Annotated in this window: 13 protein-coding genes and 1 pseudogene; 2 read left to right on the top strand and 12 right to left on the bottom strand. The window is 65.6% G+C overall.

Annotation, left to right across the window (positions count from 1 at the left end; all coding sequences use genetic code 11):
- Window positions 1-13: 13 nt before the first annotated feature.
- Window positions 14-1,105, bottom strand: coding sequence for a chorismate synthase (gene aroC, locus FB481_RS08490; RefSeq protein ID WP_147175966.1), 1,092 nt, complete (start codon window positions 1,103-1,105; stop codon window positions 14-16).
- A 164-nt stretch (window positions 1,106-1,269) separates the two neighbouring features.
- On the opposite strand from aroC, the gene FB481_RS08495 reads away from it, so the two are divergent.
- The gene (locus tag FB481_RS08495; RefSeq protein WP_147175968.1) at window positions 1,270-2,250 is read left to right on the top strand and encodes a S9 family peptidase; all 981 of its coding nucleotides are present in this window, start codon (window positions 1,270-1,272) and stop codon (window positions 2,248-2,250) included.
- A gap of 48 nt (window positions 2,251-2,298) precedes the next feature.
- Complete coding sequence (locus FB481_RS08500) at window positions 2,299-3,081, top strand: hypothetical protein (RefSeq protein ID WP_147175970.1); 783 nt, start codon at window positions 2,299-2,301, stop codon at window positions 3,079-3,081.
- A gap of 787 nt (window positions 3,082-3,868) precedes the next feature.
- On the opposite strand, the gene FB481_RS23540 is transcribed toward FB481_RS08500, so the two are convergent.
- The 11 genes and pseudogenes from FB481_RS23540 to zwf form a co-directional block, all read right to left on the bottom strand.
- Window positions 3,869-4,762 carry a methyl-accepting chemotaxis protein gene (locus tag FB481_RS23540; RefSeq protein WP_372239559.1) on the bottom strand — a complete coding sequence of 298 codons (894 nt, stop codon included), beginning with the start codon at window positions 4,760-4,762 and terminating at the stop codon, window positions 3,869-3,871.
- A 9-nt stretch (window positions 4,763-4,771) separates the two neighbouring features.
- Window positions 4,772-5,674 (bottom strand): annotated as a pseudogene (locus FB481_RS23545) (methyl-accepting chemotaxis protein); the annotation flags it as partial.
- Between the two features lie 386 nt (window positions 5,675-6,060).
- On the bottom strand, window positions 6,061-6,720 hold the full coding sequence (gene pdeM, locus FB481_RS08510) for a ligase-associated DNA damage response endonuclease PdeM (RefSeq protein ID WP_147175974.1): 660 nt from the start codon (window positions 6,718-6,720) through the stop codon (window positions 6,061-6,063).
- Window positions 6,717-9,296 carry a ligase-associated DNA damage response DEXH box helicase gene (locus tag FB481_RS08515; protein ID WP_147175976.1) on the bottom strand — a complete coding sequence of 860 codons (2,580 nt, stop codon included), beginning with the start codon at window positions 9,294-9,296 and terminating at the stop codon, window positions 6,717-6,719. The genes pdeM and FB481_RS08515 overlap by 4 nt, the downstream gene beginning before the upstream one ends.
- Complete coding sequence (locus FB481_RS08520) at window positions 9,293-11,032, bottom strand: ATP-dependent DNA ligase (protein ID WP_147175978.1); 1,740 nt, start codon at window positions 11,030-11,032, stop codon at window positions 9,293-9,295. Before FB481_RS08520 ends, FB481_RS08515 begins: the two co-directional genes overlap by 4 nt.
- Entirely contained in the window at window positions 11,029-12,042 is a 1,014-nt protein-coding gene (locus FB481_RS08525) for a ligase-associated DNA damage response exonuclease (RefSeq protein WP_147175980.1), read from the bottom strand. Before FB481_RS08525 ends, FB481_RS08520 begins: the two co-directional genes overlap by 4 nt.
- A 120-nt stretch (window positions 12,043-12,162) precedes the next feature.
- A complete protein-coding gene (locus FB481_RS08530; RefSeq protein ID WP_004373322.1) occupies window positions 12,163-12,321 on the bottom strand; it encodes a DUF3309 family protein in 159 nt (52 codons plus the stop codon).
- A gap of 243 nt (window positions 12,322-12,564) precedes the next feature.
- A complete protein-coding gene (locus FB481_RS08535; protein ID WP_093506941.1) occupies window positions 12,565-13,383 on the bottom strand; it encodes a shikimate 5-dehydrogenase in 819 nt (272 codons plus the stop codon).
- A gap of 92 nt (window positions 13,384-13,475) precedes the next feature.
- Window positions 13,476-14,135: a bifunctional 4-hydroxy-2-oxoglutarate aldolase/2-dehydro-3-deoxy-phosphogluconate aldolase gene (locus tag FB481_RS08540; protein ID WP_147175982.1), complete on the bottom strand. Its 660-nt coding sequence runs from the start codon at window positions 14,133-14,135 to the stop codon at window positions 13,476-13,478.
- 19 nt (window positions 14,136-14,154) lie between these two features.
- Window positions 14,155-14,868 carry a 6-phosphogluconolactonase gene (gene pgl, locus FB481_RS08545; RefSeq protein ID WP_147175984.1) on the bottom strand — a complete coding sequence of 238 codons (714 nt, stop codon included), beginning with the start codon at window positions 14,866-14,868 and terminating at the stop codon, window positions 14,155-14,157.
- Window positions 14,855-16,324: a glucose-6-phosphate dehydrogenase gene (zwf, locus tag FB481_RS08550; protein WP_093506934.1), complete on the bottom strand. Its 1,470-nt coding sequence runs from the start codon at window positions 16,322-16,324 to the stop codon at window positions 14,855-14,857. The genes pgl and zwf overlap by 14 nt, the downstream gene beginning before the upstream one ends.
- Between the last annotated feature and the right edge of the window lie 28 nt (window positions 16,325-16,352).

Consider the following 16,352-nt stretch of genomic DNA (forward strand, 5'->3'; position numbering starts at 1 on the left):
CCAGAGCGCTCGATTAAAGCTGCGGCAGCACTGGCGTATTCACGCGCACGTCGGCGTTCTGCCCACGGTGACGCAGCAGATGATCCATCAGCACCATGGCCATCATCGCCTCGGCGATGGGCGTGGCGCGGATGCCGACGCAGGGGTCATGACGGCCCTTGGTGATCACGTCAGCCGGGTTGCCATCGACATCGATGGAGCGGCCCGGCGTGGTGATGCTTGAGGTCGGCTTGAGCGCCAGGTGAGCCACGATCGGCTGGCCGCTGGAAATACCACCAAGAATGCCGCCGGCGTGATTGGACACGAAGCCTTGCGGGGTCAGCTCGTCACGGTGCTCGGTGCCGCGCTGGGCAACGGCCGCGAAACCATCACCGATTTCCACGCCCTTGACCGCGTTGATGCTCATCAACGCATGGGCCAGCTCGGCGTCCAGGCGGTCGAAGATCGGCTCGCCGAGGCCCGGCATCATGCCTTCGGCCACCACGGTGATCTTCGCGCCCACCGAATCCTGGTCGCGGCGCAGCTGGTCCATGTAGGCCTCCAGCTCCGGCACCTTGGCAGGATCAGGGCTGAAGAAGGCGTTCTCTTCCACCGAATCCCAGGTCTTGAACGGAATCTCGATAGGGCCGAGCTGGCTCATGTAGCCACGGATGACGATGCCCTGGCTGGCCAGGTACTTCTTGGCGATGGCGCCGGCCGCCACACGCATGGCGGTCTCGCGGGCCGAGCTGCGGCCGCCGCCACGGTAGTCGCGGATCCCGTACTTGTGGTGGTAGGTGTAGTCGGCATGGGCCGGGCGGAACAGGTCCTTGATCGCCGAGTAGTCCTTGGACTTCTGGTCGGTGTTGCGGATCAGCAGGCCGATGGCGCAGCCGGTGGTCTTGCCTTCGAACACCCCGGAGAGGATTTCCACCTCGTCGGCTTCCTGACGCTGGGTGGTATGGCGACTGGTGCCGGGCTTGCGGCGATCCAGGTCGCGCTGCAGGTCGTCAAGGGAAATCTCCAGGCCGGGCGGGCAGCCGTCGACGATGGCGACCAGCGCCGGGCCATGGCTCTCGCCTGCCGTGGTGACGGTGAACAGCTTGCCGAAGGTATTGCCGGACATTGCGCGAGGCTCCAGAGAAGTTCGATCCGCAGCCTGCGGCGAAAAGGCAGGCCCATGAAGAAAGCCGCTGAGTATACTCCCAGCCAACCGCCGAGATCACCCGCGCGCGAACCTTTGGCCATTGGCCAGCGTCCAACAGAGCCCATCACAGACCTGCCACCATCATGCTGCGAGCCCTGCTTTTGACCCTTTCCCTGTTTACCGGCCTGGTTCAGGCCGCTCCCATCCTGCGTGAGCCGGTCAGCCTGGATACCGGCCAGGGCGTGCTGAACGGCTCGCTGGTACTACCGCAGCGCGACGCGCCGGTACCCGTAGTGCTGCTGGTGGCCGGCTCCGGGCCGACCGACCGCAACGGCAACAACCCTGGTGGCGGCCATAACGACGCCCACCGCAAGCTGGCCATGGCCCTGGCCCAGCAAGGCATCGCCAGCGTGCGCTACGACAAGCGCGGCATCGGCGAAAGCTTTGCCGCCACGCCCCATGAGCGCGACCTCAGCGTTGAGCGTTATGCGGCCGACGTGGTCGCCTGGGTGCAGCAGCTGCGCCAGGACAAACGCTTCAGCCAGGTAATTCTGGTCGGCCACAGCGAAGGTGCGCTAATCGCCACACTGGCAGCCAATCAATCGGGTGCCGATGCTCTGGTGTCCATCGCCGGCAGTGCGCGGCCCATCGACCAGTTGCTGCGCGAGCAACTGCGCAACCGCCTGCCACCGCGCCTGCGTGGCGAAGCCGAGGCGCTGCTCGAAGCCCTGCATGAAGGACGCCAGGTGCCCCAGGTGTCGGACGAGCTGACGGTGCTGTTTCGTACCAGCGTGCAGCCTTACCTGATTTCCCTGTTCCGCCAGGATCCCGCGGCCGCCTTCGCCCAGGTCAAGGCGCCGGCGCTGATCTTGCAGGGCGATCACGACATTCAGGTCAGCGTGCAGGACGCCGAGGCGCTGCATGCTGCCAACCCAAGGGCGGAGCTGCAAATCGTCAACGGCATGAACCATGTGCTGCGTATCGTGCCAATGGACATGGAGGCGCAACTGGCGTCCTATGACAACCCGGATCTGCCGCTTGCCCGCGGCCTGACCACCCGCCTGGCAAGCTTCATCAAGGCACTGCCGCCTACAGATAACGGCAAGGCTGCCGATAACGGCTAGAACCGATCATGAGCCCGCCCTGCCAGGCGGCTCCCCAAGGAGCGCCAGATGACCGACAGCGAAACCACCGCCGTCGCCCCGCCGGAAAGCGAACAGCCCGCCCCTTCCCATCCCTGGGACGGCCTTGGGCCGGAGCATTTTCGCCTGCTGCGTCTGTCGCCCCTGCCCGTCGACCGCCACACCGGCGTCCGCCCGCTGCGTTTCGTGCAGTTCGGTCGTGTGGAGCGACACAGCAAGGAACAGAGCCTGCTGCGCCTGAGCCTGCAGCTGCCCGGCCAGAAGGTGCGCAAAGAGCAGAACGTACTGGAGCTTTGGCTTGATCACCGCAACAAGGAAGCCCGCTTCGGCCCTGACAGCGGCCTGAGCCTGGAGCCCCAGAACCGAGGTCTGGGGCGTTTCCTGCTGGCCCAGGCGGCAGCCTGGGCGAAACAGCACTGCGCCCACTACACCCTGGAAAGCGGCCCGCTGCCGAGCCGCGATGCGCTCAACGACGAAGCCCGCGCGCGCCGCGATCACTGCCTCAAGGCCCAGGGTTTCAGCGTCGACTACCAGGAAAATCAGCTCAAGGCCCAGTACAGCGCCTCGCGCCTAAGCGCTCTGCACAGTGACTGGAATGGCGAGAAGGTGCAGTTCATCGAACAGCTGGACGCCGCGCAGATGCTGCAACAGGCCGACCAGAACCTGCAGGAACAGGACGTGCAGTTGCGCAAGCAGCGCGAGCGCCTGGAGCAACTCAAGCGTGAGGATGGCGGCCTGCGCTTCACCATCGGCTGCCTGGTGGCCTTCTGTCTGTTCCAGGCCGGTTTGCTGATCTGGATTGCCACGCACTGACGAGTTTCCAGAGGTGATAAACAAGGGTCTTCGCACGGTTTGGGGAACGTGCTGGGATACCGGACTGGCAACTTAGTGTGTCATCTCGTTAGGCGTTTGGACGCCGCTGCGTTGTGTGCAGAAACTCCCTGTTTCGCCCCCTCGGGCGACTCACTTTTCTTTGAAGTGCGCAAAGAAAAGTAAGCAAAAGAAAGCGCCCCCCCATCATCTGGCCCCGACTGCGTCGGGGTTCGTTCGCTCCATCGTTGCTCCGAGGGTCCGCTTAAAGGGGACATTCGCGCACCTGCACGACCGGGCATGCTTTTTCGGATGCACGGGATAGCACCCAGGTCAGCCTATGGCTGACCTCACCTTCAAGCACACAAAGCTCCGTGAATTACCTCCGGTTCAATGGGGCGCGTGCAGAGCCCGTCCAGGAGGGCGAACGCAATCGTTGCGTAAGAGGTTGAGCGGCATGGATGCCGCGAGAGCCGTGATGGGCCATGGATGGCCCTTCGCGGCGGGCCTCTGGAACGGCGATAGAGTGAGCGAACCCCGGCGTAGCCGGGGCCAGATGATCGGGCGGAGGGTTTTGGTTACTTTTGCCCGCAAAAGTGACTCGCCCGACAGGGCGAAACGGGAGATGTCAGCAAAACGACGCAAGCAGCTTGAGCGCCAAAACCACTCGCGTACTCACACTAACTTGCCAATCCGGTGTCAGGACTGGCTTTCCCGAGACTCCGCGAAAAACCCAAAAATGCCGTTGCTCATCGAGCAACAGCCTTTTCGTCTCAGCTCACCGCCGCGATCAGACGCGGAAGTGGCTGACCATCTGCTGCAACTGGCTACCAAGGCGGGCCAGCTCGACGCTGGAGGCAGCGGTTTCCTCGCTGGCGGCTGCGGTCTGCTCGGAGATGTCGCGCACGTTGATCACGCTGCGGCTGATCTCCTCGGCGACCGCGCTCTGCTGCTCGGCAGCGGCGGCAATCTGCTGGTTCATCGACTGGATGTTGGACACCGTGCGGGTGATGCTTTCCAGCGAACCACCGGCCTTGCGGGTCAGCTCCACGGTGCTGTCGGTCAGCTCGCGGCTGCTGTGCATGATGTTGGCGACCTGCTGGGTACCATGCTGCAGGCCAGCGACCAGCTCCTCGATCTCCTCGGTGGATTTCTGCGTGCGCTGGGCCAGGCCACGCACCTCGTCGGCGACCACGGCGAAACCACGGCCGGCTTCACCAGCGCGGGCGGCTTCGATGGCGGCGTTGAGGGCCAGCAGGTTGGTCTGCTCGGCCACCGCCTTGATCACGTCCATCACACTGCCGATCTTGTTGCTCTCCTGCTGCAGGTGGCTCATCGCTTCGGTAGAACGAGTCACTTCGGCAGCCAGGCGCTCGATCTGCGCGATTGCCTCGCCGACCACGCGATCACCCTGATTGGCTTCGCGGTCGGCATCGGAGGCGGCGCGCGAGGCGTCGGCGGCGTTGCGCGCGACTTCCTGAACAGTGGCAGACATCTCGTGCATGGCGGTGGCTACCTGGTCGGTTTCCACTTTCTGGCTGTTCACCCCGGCGCTGGTCTGCTCGGTCACGGCCGACAGCTCTTCGGCGGCGCTAGCGATCTGGGTGACGCCGTCGCGGATGCCGCCAATCAGGTCACGCAAGGTACTGCCCATGCGCTGGATGCCCAGCTGCAGCACGCCCATCTCGTCGCGACGGGTCACCTGCAGGGTCTGGCTCAGGTCGCCACCGGCGATACGCTCCACGGCGACCAGGGTTTCCTGCAGCGGGCGGGTGATCTGCCGGGTGATTAGCCAGGCCGCCAGCACACCGACCAGCAGCGCAACCAGCGTGGTGGTCAGCTGCAGCGTACGGGCCGATGCGGTTTCGCTGTTGCGACGCTCCATCTGGATGGCGGTCAGCTCCTTGCTGATGCGCACGATCTCGTAGCCTTCGTCGGTCAGTTCCTTGCGCGCCACGGCGATGGTGTCGATAGCGGTCTTGAAGGCCATGACCGCGTCACGGTACTTGTCCAGCGCCGCGGTAACCTGGTTGACGCGCTGCGAGTGCTCGGCAGCGAAGGCCTGGCGGAAGGCGTCCATGTCCTTGATGGTGGCGTCGATCTGGGCGACGGCCACGCGCTCGGCATCGGCATTCGGGCTGCCGGTATAGCCGCGCACCTGGTAACGCACCAGCTGCCAGTCTTCCTTGGCCTTGGTGATGGCCTGGAACTGGGCGGCGCGGCTGTCATCGTAGGACAGCAGGTTCATCACCGCAGCGTTGATCTCATCGATCGCTTCGCCCGCACTGACCGCATTGCGGGTCATCTCCTGGCGCGCGTCGTTGCTGGCACGAAAGCCACCGCGCATCTTGTTCAGCGACAGCTGATAGGCATCGATCTGCGCACCCTGGGCCTGCAGCAGGCGTACGTTCTCGGGGCTCTTGAACTTGGCCAGTACCTGGCCGTGCTGGGCCTTGAAGCCGTCGAGAGACTTCTGCACGGTTTCGGCGATGGTTTCGTCGCCGTTGGCCAGCATGTACTGCAGGCGGGTGATACGCAGGTCGGTCAGGGTGTCGTTCAGGTGAGCGATATCCGCCGTCCAGTCGCTGCGCTGCACCAGGCTACCCAGGCTGGTCCAGCCGACCAGGGCGAGAATGCAGGTGAGCGCGAGCACGAGGCCGAAGCCCAAGGCAAGTTTCAGGGTGACGCTGATGTTCGAAAACCAGCTGTTCATTCAATAGTTCTCCGACTTTTTTAACCGAGTTAGAGCAGCTGGAGAATTGTTGTTGGACCAGTCTGATTTTTTTGCGGCAGGCATTCTATCGACCGGGAGGCAAATAACTAGAGGAAGGTGAAACGTTTCATTCGACCGACGGCGATGCCTGGCGGGAGTTACTACCGAGACTGTGAAGCGAATCACGATTGCTCAACGATTTACAGCGGATAAGAGGCTGATCGTCAGTTTTCCGTCTGACCGAACTGTGGCGATATGCCACACCATGATCAGGCCAATCGCCACACTGCTCCATCCAGGGCGCCATAAATGGCCCGCCCTGGCATCGACTCGATGGCCATGCCGCCAGTGAACTCGCCGAACGCCGGTAGCAGTGTCGCCGCCGGCTCGATGCAGAAGCACGGCATGCGCAACCGGTCCCGCCCTCGCCCACGCAGCACGAACACCGGATGCAGGTGCCCGGCCAGCACATGGCGGCCCGGGCACTCCAGTACCTCGTGACACAGAGCGAACGGCCCCATCGGCCAGGGCTCGCCCACCACGTCGATACCCAGCTCGGCCGGGGGATCGCCGGCGCTGCGATCATGGTTGCCGCGTACCAGCAGGATCTGCAGCTCGGCATTACGGGCTCGCCAGGCCTGCAGGGCGGCCAGGGTGCTGCCACTGCGCGCCGGCCTCGCGTGTAGGAAATCGCCGAGAAAGATCAGTTGCCGGGTGGGATAGTCCTGCAGCAGCCGGTCGAGGCGCTGTAGGTTGCGCGCCGTGGTGCCCTGGGGCACCGGCTGACCGAGTACCCTACAGGTGGCCGCCTTGCCGAAATGCGCATCGGCGATCAGCAGGCCCCGGCGGGCCGGCCAGTACAGCGCCTTGTCGGCCAGCAGCCAGAGGATTTCCCCGGCCAGCTCCACTGCCAGATGAGGTGCGCTCATGCAGATCCGGCCTTGGCCTTGCCTCGCGGGCGTCCATCCTTACGCTTGCGCTCGCGGCGGCGGCTCGCCGGTTCGGCCTCGACCAGCGGTGCGTCCGCCACTTGCGGGCCAGGCCCGGCGGCACGCTCCAGTTCGCCGAGCATGCGGGCGATGCGGTCGGCGAGCTTTTCCGAGCTGAGCCGCTCGCGAAAGCGCTCGACCATCAACGGGAACGCCAGCGGCGTGGCGCGGCGCAAGGCGTGCAGGTTCAGCCGTGCGGCGCGCATGTCGGCCAGGGTATGGCGCAGCAACTGCACGTCCAGCTCCTGGCTCAGCACTTCGTCATGGGCCTGGGCGAGCAACAGATTGCCGGGGTCGTACTGGCGGAACACGTCGAAGAACAGGCCGCTGGAGGCCTGCACCTGGCGCAGGCTCTTGCCTGCTCCGGGGTAGCCGCCGAACACCAGCCCGGCGATCCGTGCGATCTCACGGAAACGCCGTTGTGCGAGTTCACCCGCATTGAGGCTGGCGAGCACGTCATGCAGCAGATCCTGTTCGCCGAACAGGTCATCGTCGAGCAGTTGCTGCCACTGCACTTCACTGGCGCACAGCAGCTCCAGGCCGTAGTCGTTGACCGCGATGGAAAAACTCAACGGCCGCCGCTGGCCCAGTCGCCAGGCCAGCAGGCTGGCCAGCCCAAGATGCACGTTGCGCCCGGCGAAGGGATAGAGAAACAGGTGCCAGCCTTCGCGCGAATGCAGGGTTTCGGCCAGCAACGTGCCGGGCGACGGCAATGCCGACCAGTTGGCCTGCACCTCGAGCAGCGGCTGCAGCAGGCACATTTCCGGGCCCTCGAAACGGCCTTGAGCAGCCTGGCCGAAGCGCGCCACCAGCGCTTCGGCCAGGGTGTTGGAAAGCGGCATGCGCCCGCCATTCCAGCGCGGTACGCTGGCTTTGCCGGCAGCGCTGCGCTTGACGTAGGCGGTCATGTTCTCGACCCGCACCAGCTCCAATGGGCGGCCGCCGAACAGGAACACGTCGCCGGGCCGCAGGCGGGCGATGAAACCCTCTTCCACACTGCCCAGGGAACCGCCACCGCCGCCCTTGCTCCACCATTTCACGGTCAGGCTGGCATCACTGACGATGGTGCCCACGCTCATCCGGTGGCGCCGCGCCAGGCGCGGGCTGGGCACCCGCCACACGCCCTCTGCGTCCGGCTCGACACGCTGGTAATCTGGGTAGGCACTCAGGGACTCGCCGCCCTGGCGCACGAAGGCCAGTGCCCAGCGCCACTGCGCCTCGTCGAGGTCGCGATAGGCCCAGGTGCTGCGTATTTCGCGCAGCAGCTCGTCAGGCCGGAAGCCACCGCCGAGGGCCATGCTGACCAGGTGCTGGACCAGCACGTCCAGCGGCTGATGGGGGGATTCACGGGCCTCGATCCGCCCTGCCGCTACCGCATCCTGCAGGGCCGCCGCCTCGAGCAGTTCCACGGCGTGGGTCGGCACCAGGGTGGCGCGCGAGGTACGCCCGGGCGCATGACCAGAGCGCCCGGCGCGCTGCAACAGGCGTGCGACGCCCTTGGCCGAGCCGATCTGCAACACCCGCTCGACCGGCAGGAAGTCGACCCCCAGATCCAGGCTGGAGGTGCACACCACCGCCTTGAGCTTGCCCTGCTTGAGCCCGTTCTCGACCCAGTCGCGCACTTCTCGGGCCAGCGAGCCGTGATGAAGGGCGATCAGCCCGGCCCAGTCCGGCCGGGCCTCGAGCAATGCCTGATACCAGAGCTCCGACTGCGAGCGGGTATTTGTGAACACCAGGCTCACGCTGCTGCTCTCCAGCTCTTTGACCACTTGGGGCAGCAACCGCAAACCCAGGTGACCGGCCCAGGGAAAGCGCTCCACCGCCGGCGGCAACAGGGTGTCGATCAGCGGTTTGCCGCCCTGCTCGCCTTGCACCAGACGCCCGTTGCCGTCGGGCAGCAAGACCTCCAGAGCGTGAGGCTGATTACCCAGCGTCGCCGACAGCCCCCAGACGACCAATTGCGGATTCCACCGGCGCAGCCGCGCCAGGGCCAGCTGCAACTGCACACCGCGCTTGTTGCCGAGCAGCTCGTGCCACTCGTCCACGACCAGCATGCCGACATGGGCGAACTGGTTTTTCGCGTCGGCGCCAGTCAGCAGCAGCGTCAAGCTTTCGGGGGTGGTGACCAGCGCCGTGGGCAGGCGCCGCGTCTGGCGCTGGCGCTCGGCGCTGCCGGTGTCGCCGGTACGCATGCCCACCGTCCAGGGCAGTTCCAGGCCGTCGACCGGCGCCTGCAAGGCGCGCTGCGTATCGGCAGCCAGGGCGCGCATCGGGGTGATCCACAGCACCGTCAACGGCGCCGCTGGCGGCGCTCGTTTGCTGCCTTCGGCCTTTTTCGGCGGCGCCTTACCAGCGAAACGATTGAGCGCGGCCAGCCATACCGCGTAGGTCTTGCCGGCGCCGGTGGAGGCATGCAGCAAGCCGCTCTGCCCATCGGCGACGGCCTGCCAGACCTCCTTCTGGAAATCGAAAGCCTTCCAGCCGTTACGCTGCAGCCAGGTGCTGGCCAGGCTCATGGCAGCAATTCCTGCAGCAGCTCCAGGGTATCGGCCTCCTCCACGCCTTTGTCATGACGCCAGCGCAGCATCCGCGGAAAGCGCACGGCGATGCCGCTTTTGTGCCGGGGCGAACGGGCGATGCCTTCGAAGCCCAGCTCGAAAACCAGGCTGGGGGTGACGCTGCGCACCGGGCCGAATTTCTCCACCGTGGTCTTGCGCACGATGGCATCGACCTTGCGCATTTCCTCGTCGGTCAGGCCCGAATAAGCCTTGGCGAACGGCACCAGGCGCCGCTCCGGGTCGCCCGGCGCGCCATCCCACACGGCAAAGGTGTAATCGCTGTACAAACTGGCGCGCCGGCCATGACCGCGCTGGGCGTAGATCAGCACGGCGTCGACGCTCAATGGGTCGATCTTCCACTTCCACCACACGCCGACGTCCTTGCTGCGCCCCACGCCGTAGGCCGACTCACGGGCCTTGAGCATCATGCCCTCGACGCCCAGCGAGCGTGAGGCTTCGCGCTGCTCGGCCAGCGCCTGCCAGGTGTCGCCGTGCAGCAGCGGCGACGGCATCAGCCGAGGGCTGGCACAGCTGGCCACCACCTGTTCCATCTGCGCACGGCGCTGGTGCTGCGGGTGGCTGCGCCAGTCCTCGCCCTGCCACTCCAGCAGGTCGTAAGCGAGCACCGCCACCGGCACTTCCTCGAGCAGCTTGCGGCTGAGGGTCTTGCGGCCGATGCGCTGCTGCAGCAAGGCGAACGGCTGAATGCCGAAGCGTTCGAGCTGCTCCTCGACCTGATCGTTGAGGCGCTCGGCAGGCTCGTCCGCCGCCGCGGCCATCAACTCGCCCTGCCTGGCGGTCGCTTCCGGCGCGTGCCGCCAGACCACCAGTTCGCCATCGATCACCGTACCGTCGGGCAGCAGCGGCGCCAATTCCTGCAGTTCGGGAAAGCGCTCGCTGATCAACTCCTCACCCCGCGACCAGACCCACAGCTGGCCGTCGCGCTTGACCAGCTGCGCGCGAATGCCATCCCACTTCCACTCGATCAGCCAGTCGCCGGGCGAACCCAGGCTGGCGTCGAATTCCTCCAGCGGGCGCTGCAGCGGATGGGCGAGAAAGAACGGATAGGGCTGGCCGCCGCGCTGGGCGTGCTCGTCTTCGGACTCAGCGGCGATAAGCCGTTGGTAGGACGCCGCCGTGGGTCGGTTCGACAGGTCGGTATAGCCGACCAGACGCTGAGCGACGCGCTTGGCATCGACCTCGGCGATGGCCGCCAGAGCGCGGGTGACCAAGAGCTTGGAAACCCCGACTCGGAACGCGCCGGTGATCAGCTTGATGCTGACCATCAGCGATTGCCGGTCGAGCTGCGCCCACAGGGCGTCTAGGCGCATCGCCAGTTCATCGGGCGGCAGGCCGCGCAACGGCAGCAGCTTCTGCTCGACCCACACCGCCAGACCGTCCGCAGAGGTCGAGGTGGCCTCGGGCAACAACAGCGCGATGGTCTCCGCCAGGTCGCCCACCGCCGAGTAGCTTTCCTCGAACAGCCAGTCGGACAGCCCGGCGCGCTGCATCGCCAGTTCGCGCAGTTGCCGCGAAGGCACCAGTTGCCGCGGCCGGCCACCGGCCAGAAAGTACACGGCCCAGGCGGCATCGGCCGGCTCGGCATCGCGCAGGTAATCCTGCAGGGCAGCAAGCTTGGCGTTGCTCGAAGTGGTGGCGTCAAGGCGCGCATACAGTTGCGCGAAGGCGATCATGAACTTGGCTCCACGGCCGCGTCGTCTTCCTCGCCGTATTCGGTGGCGAACGCCTGGGCATCCAGGCCGTGTTCGCGCAGATGGCGAACGAGAATGTTCACCGAACCGTGGGTGACCATCACCCGCTCGGCGCCGGTCTGCTCGATGGCCCACAGCAGGCCCGGCCAGTCGGCGTGGTCGGACAACACGAAACCCCGATCCACGCCGCGGCGCCGGCGCGTGCCGCGCAGTAACATCCAGCCACTGGCGAAGGCATCGCTGTAATCGCCGAAACGGCGTATCCAGGTGCTGCCGCCAGCCGACGGCGGTGCCAGGACCAGCGCCTGGCGCAGCAGCGGGTCGCCCTTTGGCACATCACCGGCATAGCGCGTTTCGGGCAGGTAAACGCCAGCATCGCGATACACCTGATGCAGCGGTTCCATGGAGCCATGACCGAGGATCGGCCCGATGCTTTCGTCGATGCCATGCAGGATGCGCTGCGCCTTGCCAAAGGCGTAGCAGAACAGCACGCTGGCGCGCCCGGCCTGCTGGTTCTGGCGCCACCAGTCGTTGATGCCGGCGAAGATCTGCGCCTGGGGCTGCCAGCGGTAGATCGGCAGACCGAAAGTCGACTCGGTGATGAAGGTATGGCAACGCACCGGCTCGAACGGGTCGCAGGTGCCGTCCGGCTCGACCTTGTAGTCGCCCGAGGCGACCCAGACTTCGCCCCGGTACTCCAGGCGCACCTGGGCCGATCCCAGCACGTGCCCGGCGGGATGGAAGCTCAGGGTCACGCCATGGTGGTCGATGGTTTCGCCGTAGGCCAGGGTCTGCAAATTGATGTCGCGACCCAGGCGCGTGCGCAGAATACCCTCACCCGGCGCTGCGGCCAGATAATGGGCGCTGCCGGTGCGCGCATGGTCACCATGGCCGTGGGTGATGACGGCGCGCTCGACGGGGCGCCAGGGGTCGATATAGAAATCTCCGGGAGGACAGTACAGGCCTTCGGGCCGTGCAATCACCAGATCCAAGCAGGCAGCCTCCGCAAATAACAATGAGGGGGGGGTAAAGCGAGTATTGCCTGAGTCGAGCCGCCGCCAGCGGTGTTTGCCGCTGGCGGCGGCGCCTGCATCAGCGATGCAGGCGCTGGCTCATATGTAGCCCAGTAGTAACAGCACCAGCACGATGACCAGCACCAGACCGAGGCCGCCGGTCGGGCCGTAGCCCCAGCTGCGGCTGTGCGGCCATGCCGGGATGGCACCAATCAGCATTAGGATCAGAATGATCAGCAGTATGGTTCCCAAGCCCATGGCTATCTCCTTGCTCGTCTGTCGGCGGCCGCCGGTTAGCGACGCACCTGGCTTCGGAAGCCTGGATAAGGCGTTCCGTTCGGATTGCAGGGCATGGCGCTACGGCGAAGCCAGCGTCTGGCAGAGCGCTCGACGCAGCGCCATGCCCTACACCTTTTACGACTTGGCCGGGAAACGGAAAGTGCAAACTTTTAATGACCGGGCCCAGAAGCCCGGTCAGAACACGGTAGGAGACGGGCGTTGCTAATCGGCCAGGGCGAAGCACGCGGCCCGCTCGATCAGCTCGTTATCAGGGCGCACGCCGGTGTACAGCACGAACTGCTCGACGGCCTGCAGCACGATCACTTCGCCGCCGGTGATCACTGGCTTGCCGAGAGAACGGGCCAGGCGGATCAGCGGGGTTTCCACCGGTACCGCGACCACGTCGAAAACCCACTGCGCCGCCGCCACCGCCTGCTCGCTGAAGGCCAACTGTTCGGCCTCGGCGCCACGCATGCCCAGTGGCGTGACGTTGACCAGCAACTGCGCCGGTTCGTCGTCCAACGCCTCGCGCCAGTGCACACCGCACTGCTCGGCCAGCGCCCTGCCCGCCGCCTCGTTTCGGGCGACGATGCAACCGTCGGCGAAGCCGCTGTCGCGCAATGCGCAGGCCACGGCCTTGGCCATGCCGCCGCTACCACGCAAGGCATAGCGGCTGGCCGCAGGCACGCCGTGTTTCTGGAGCAGTTTCACCACCGCGCTGTAGTCGGTGTTGTAGCCGGTCAGCCGGCCATCATCGGCAACGATGGTGTTGACCGACTGCAGGGTCGCCGCCGAGTCGTGCAAGCCATCGAGGTGCTCGATGCAGGCCTCCTTGAACGGCATCGACACCGCACAGCCGCGTACGCCAAGGGCACGGATGCCGCCGATGGCCGCCGGCAGATCGCTGGTGGTGAACGCTTTGTACAGGTAATCCAGCTCCAGCTCGCGGTACAGGTAGTTCTGAAAACGCGTGCCGAAGTTACCGGGCCGCCCGGACAGCGACATGCACAGGCGAGTGTCTTTGCTGATGCGCAGGGTCATTCGGAACCTCGGAAATAGAGACGCCGGCGCGACGGAGGCATCGAGCCGGCGACAGAAATGGTCATGCAGGCCCGCACGTGGCGGGCCGTGATTCAGCCCAGCAGCGCCAGGGCGTCGGCACTGGCCTGGCGTACGGCGTCCCAGCCTTTGCTGCTGTCGAGCATCCAGCTGCCGCCCACGCACATCACGTTCGCCAGCGCCATGTACTTTTGCACGTTGGCCGGGCCGACACCACCGGTCGGGCAGAAGCGGATATCGCCAAACGGTCCGCCCAGCGCCTTGAGTGCGGCGGTACCGCCACAGACCTCGGCCGGGAACAGCTTGAAGCGGCGATAGCCCAGGGCATAGCCGACCATGATCTCCGAGGCACTGGCCACGCCCGGCAGCATCGGCACCTGGCTCTGCAGCGCGGCGCGCAGCAGCTCGTCAGTAGAACCGGGGCTGACGATGAACTGGGCGCCGGCCTCCTCCACCGCTTCGAGCACGTGGCGATCGAGCACCGTGCCGGCGCCCACGCACAGGTGCGGGCGTTCTTCACGCAGGCGGCGAATGGCGGTCAGGCCATGGGGCGAGCGCAGGGTGATTTCCAGCACCTGCAGGCCGCCGGCATCCAGGGCGTCGGCCAGCGGCAGGATGTCTTCCTCACGAGCGATGGTGATCACCGGCATGATCCGCGCACGGGCGCAGAGCGCGTCGATGCTTTCGATCTTTTCCGCCATGGTCGGGGCTGGACGGCTGATGGCTTGTGTCATGGTCGTGTTCCTTTCGGGCCTAAGGGCACCAGTAGATTTCGAGCGGCGCGCGCAGGAACGCGCTGATCGGCATGTTCTTGTGATTGTCTTGCTGCAGGGCCTGTTCGAGTACCGCGAGCTTGCCCGGCCCCTCGATCGCCAGCAGCGGCAGGCGGGCCGCCCTGAGTAGCGGCAGGGTCAGGGTCAGGCGCTGGTGCGGCACGCTGGGTGCCAGCATCGGCAGGCAGCGGCGCGGGCAGTTTTCGCTGAGCGCCTCTTCCAGGTTCGGGCTATTGGGGAACAGTGAGGCGGTATGCCCGTCGGTGCCCATGCCCAGTACCAGCACGTCGATGACTGGCAAGTCACGCAGCGCCTGCTCGGTGAGTTCGGCCGCCTCCTCGAGGCTGCCAGCACTGTGATACAGCCCCAGCAACCGAGCCTCGGCAGCTGGCCCCTGCAGCAGATGGCGGCGTACCAGCGCCTCGTTGCTGTCCTCGTGACTGGTTGGCACCCAGCGCTCGTCGGCCAGGCTTACCAGCACCTTGTTCCAGGGCAAGGATTGCTGCGACAGCGCCTTGAAGAAAGCGATCGGGCTGCGCCCACCGGACACCACCAGGGTCGCCTGGCCGTGGCTGTCGATGGCAGCGCGCAGCGCGCCGGCCACGTTCTCGGCCAGCGCGCTCGCCAGATGCTGCGCATCGCTGTGACTGCGGGCGACCACGCCCACGGGAAATTCGAGGTCAGAGATCACCATACCAGGCCCTCCCATCGCGAGTGATCAGGGCGATGGAACTCATCGGCCCCCAGGTGCCGGCGACATATGGCTTGGGCGGGTCGCCGAGTTTCTTCCAGCCGGCGATCAGCTGATCGCACCACTGCCAGGCGTGCTCGATCTCGTCCTTGCGCACGAACAGGTTCTGGTTGCCGCGCATCACTTCCAGCAGCAGCCGCTCGTAGGCATCGGGAATCCGCGCGCTCTTGTAGGCGGTGGAGAAATTCAGCTGCAGCGGGCCGCTGCGCAGCTGCATGCCCTTGTCCAGGCCCTGATCCTTGGTCATCACCTGCAGGGAAATGCTCTCGTCCGGCTGCAGGCGGATGATCAGCTTGTTGCCGATCAACTGGCGCTGCTCCGGCGCGAAGATGTAGTGCGGCGGTTCCTTGAAATGGATGACGATCTGCGACAGCTTCTGCGCCATGCGCTTGCCGGTACGCAGGTAGAACGGCACGCCGGCCCAGCGCCAATTGCGGATGTCGGCGCGCAGGGCGACGAAGGTTTCGGTGTCACTCTGGGCGTTGGAATTCTCTTCTTCCAGATAACCGGGCACCGGCTTGCCATCGCTGGTGCCGGCCACGTACTGGCCACGCACCACATGACGCGACAGCTGCTCGGCGGTCATCGGCTCCAGAGCCTTGAGCACCTTGACCTTCTCGTCACGGATGGCATCGGCCGACAGGTCGCCCGGCGGGTCCATGGCGATCAGGCAAAGCAGCTGCAGCAGGTGATTCTGGATCATGTCACGCAGCTGGCCGGCCTTGTCGAAGTAGCCCCAGCGGCCTTCGATACCAACCTTCTCGGCCACGGTGATTTCCACGTGGGTGATGTGGTTCTGGTTCCACTGGGTCTCGAACAGGCTGTTGGCGAAGCGCAGGGCAATGAGGTTTTGCACCGTTTCCTTGCCCAGGTAGTGATCGATCCGGTAGACCTGGCTTTCCGGGAAATAGGCCGCCACCGCATCGTTGACCGCGCGCGAAGAATCGAGGTCATGGCCGATGGGTTTCTCCAGCACCACCCGGGTGTTCTCGGCCAGGCCGACCGCTGCCAGGTTGGCGCAGATGCCGCCGTACACCGAGGCCGGTGTGGCGAAATAGGCGATCAGCTGGCGACCGCTGCCGACCATTTCGGCCAGCTGCGGGTAGCTGTCGGCGGGCAGGAATTCCATGCTCAGATAACGCATGCGCCCCTGAAAGCGCTGCATCACCGTCTCGTCCAGCTCGGAAGCTGGTAGGTAACGGCGAAGATGCGCGTCGATAGTACTCAGGTGCTTGTCAGGGTCGCCGCTGTCGCGCGCCAGGGCGAGCAACTGGGTATCCTCGTGCAGCAGCCCGGCACGGTCGAGCTGATAGAGGGCGGGAAACAGCTTGCGCAATGCCAGATCGCCCAGGGCGCCAAACAGTGCGAGGGTACAAGGCTCAACGGGAATCATCGACATGATCTTTGTTCTTCTATCAAGTTGCCCT

Source organism: Pseudomonas sp. AG1028, from assembly GCF_007993955.1.
In the GTDB taxonomy this organism is placed as follows: domain Bacteria; phylum Pseudomonadota; class Gammaproteobacteria; order Pseudomonadales; family Pseudomonadaceae; genus Aquipseudomonas; species Aquipseudomonas straminea.

Coding starts and splice junctions, on each gene's coding strand:
- FB481_RS23540 (WP_372239559.1), bottom strand. CDS start 4,762: ATGGGCGTGCTGCAGCTGGGCATCCAGCGCATGGGCAGTACCTTGCGT.
- FB481_RS08535 (WP_093506941.1), bottom strand. CDS start 13,383: ATGACCCTGCGCATCAGCAAAGACACTCGCCTGTGCATGTCGCTGTCC.
- FB481_RS08530 (WP_004373322.1), bottom strand. CDS start 12,321: ATGGGCTTGGGAACCATACTGCTGATCATTCTGATCCTAATGCTGATT.
- FB481_RS08540 (WP_147175982.1), bottom strand. CDS start 14,135: ATGACACAAGCCATCAGCCGTCCAGCCCCGACCATGGCGGAAAAGATC.
- pdeM (WP_147175974.1), bottom strand. CDS start 6,720: ATGAGCGCACCTCATCTGGCAGTGGAGCTGGCCGGGGAAATCCTCTGG.
- zwf (WP_093506934.1), bottom strand. CDS start 16,324: ATGTCGATGATTCCCGTTGAGCCTTGTACCCTCGCACTGTTTGGCGCC.
- FB481_RS08500 (WP_147175970.1), top strand. CDS start 2,299: ATGACCGACAGCGAAACCACCGCCGTCGCCCCGCCGGAAAGCGAACAG.
- aroC (WP_147175966.1), bottom strand. CDS start 1,105: ATGTCCGGCAATACCTTCGGCAAGCTGTTCACCGTCACCACGGCAGGC.
- FB481_RS08495 (WP_147175968.1), top strand. CDS start 1,270: ATGCTGCGAGCCCTGCTTTTGACCCTTTCCCTGTTTACCGGCCTGGTT.
- FB481_RS08515 (WP_147175976.1), bottom strand. CDS start 9,296: ATGAGCCTGGCCAGCACCTGGCTGCAGCGTAACGGCTGGAAGGCTTTC.
- FB481_RS08520 (WP_147175978.1), bottom strand. CDS start 11,032: ATGATCGCCTTCGCGCAACTGTATGCGCGCCTTGACGCCACCACTTCG.
- pgl (WP_147175984.1), bottom strand. CDS start 14,868: ATGGTGATCTCTGACCTCGAATTTCCCGTGGGCGTGGTCGCCCGCAGT.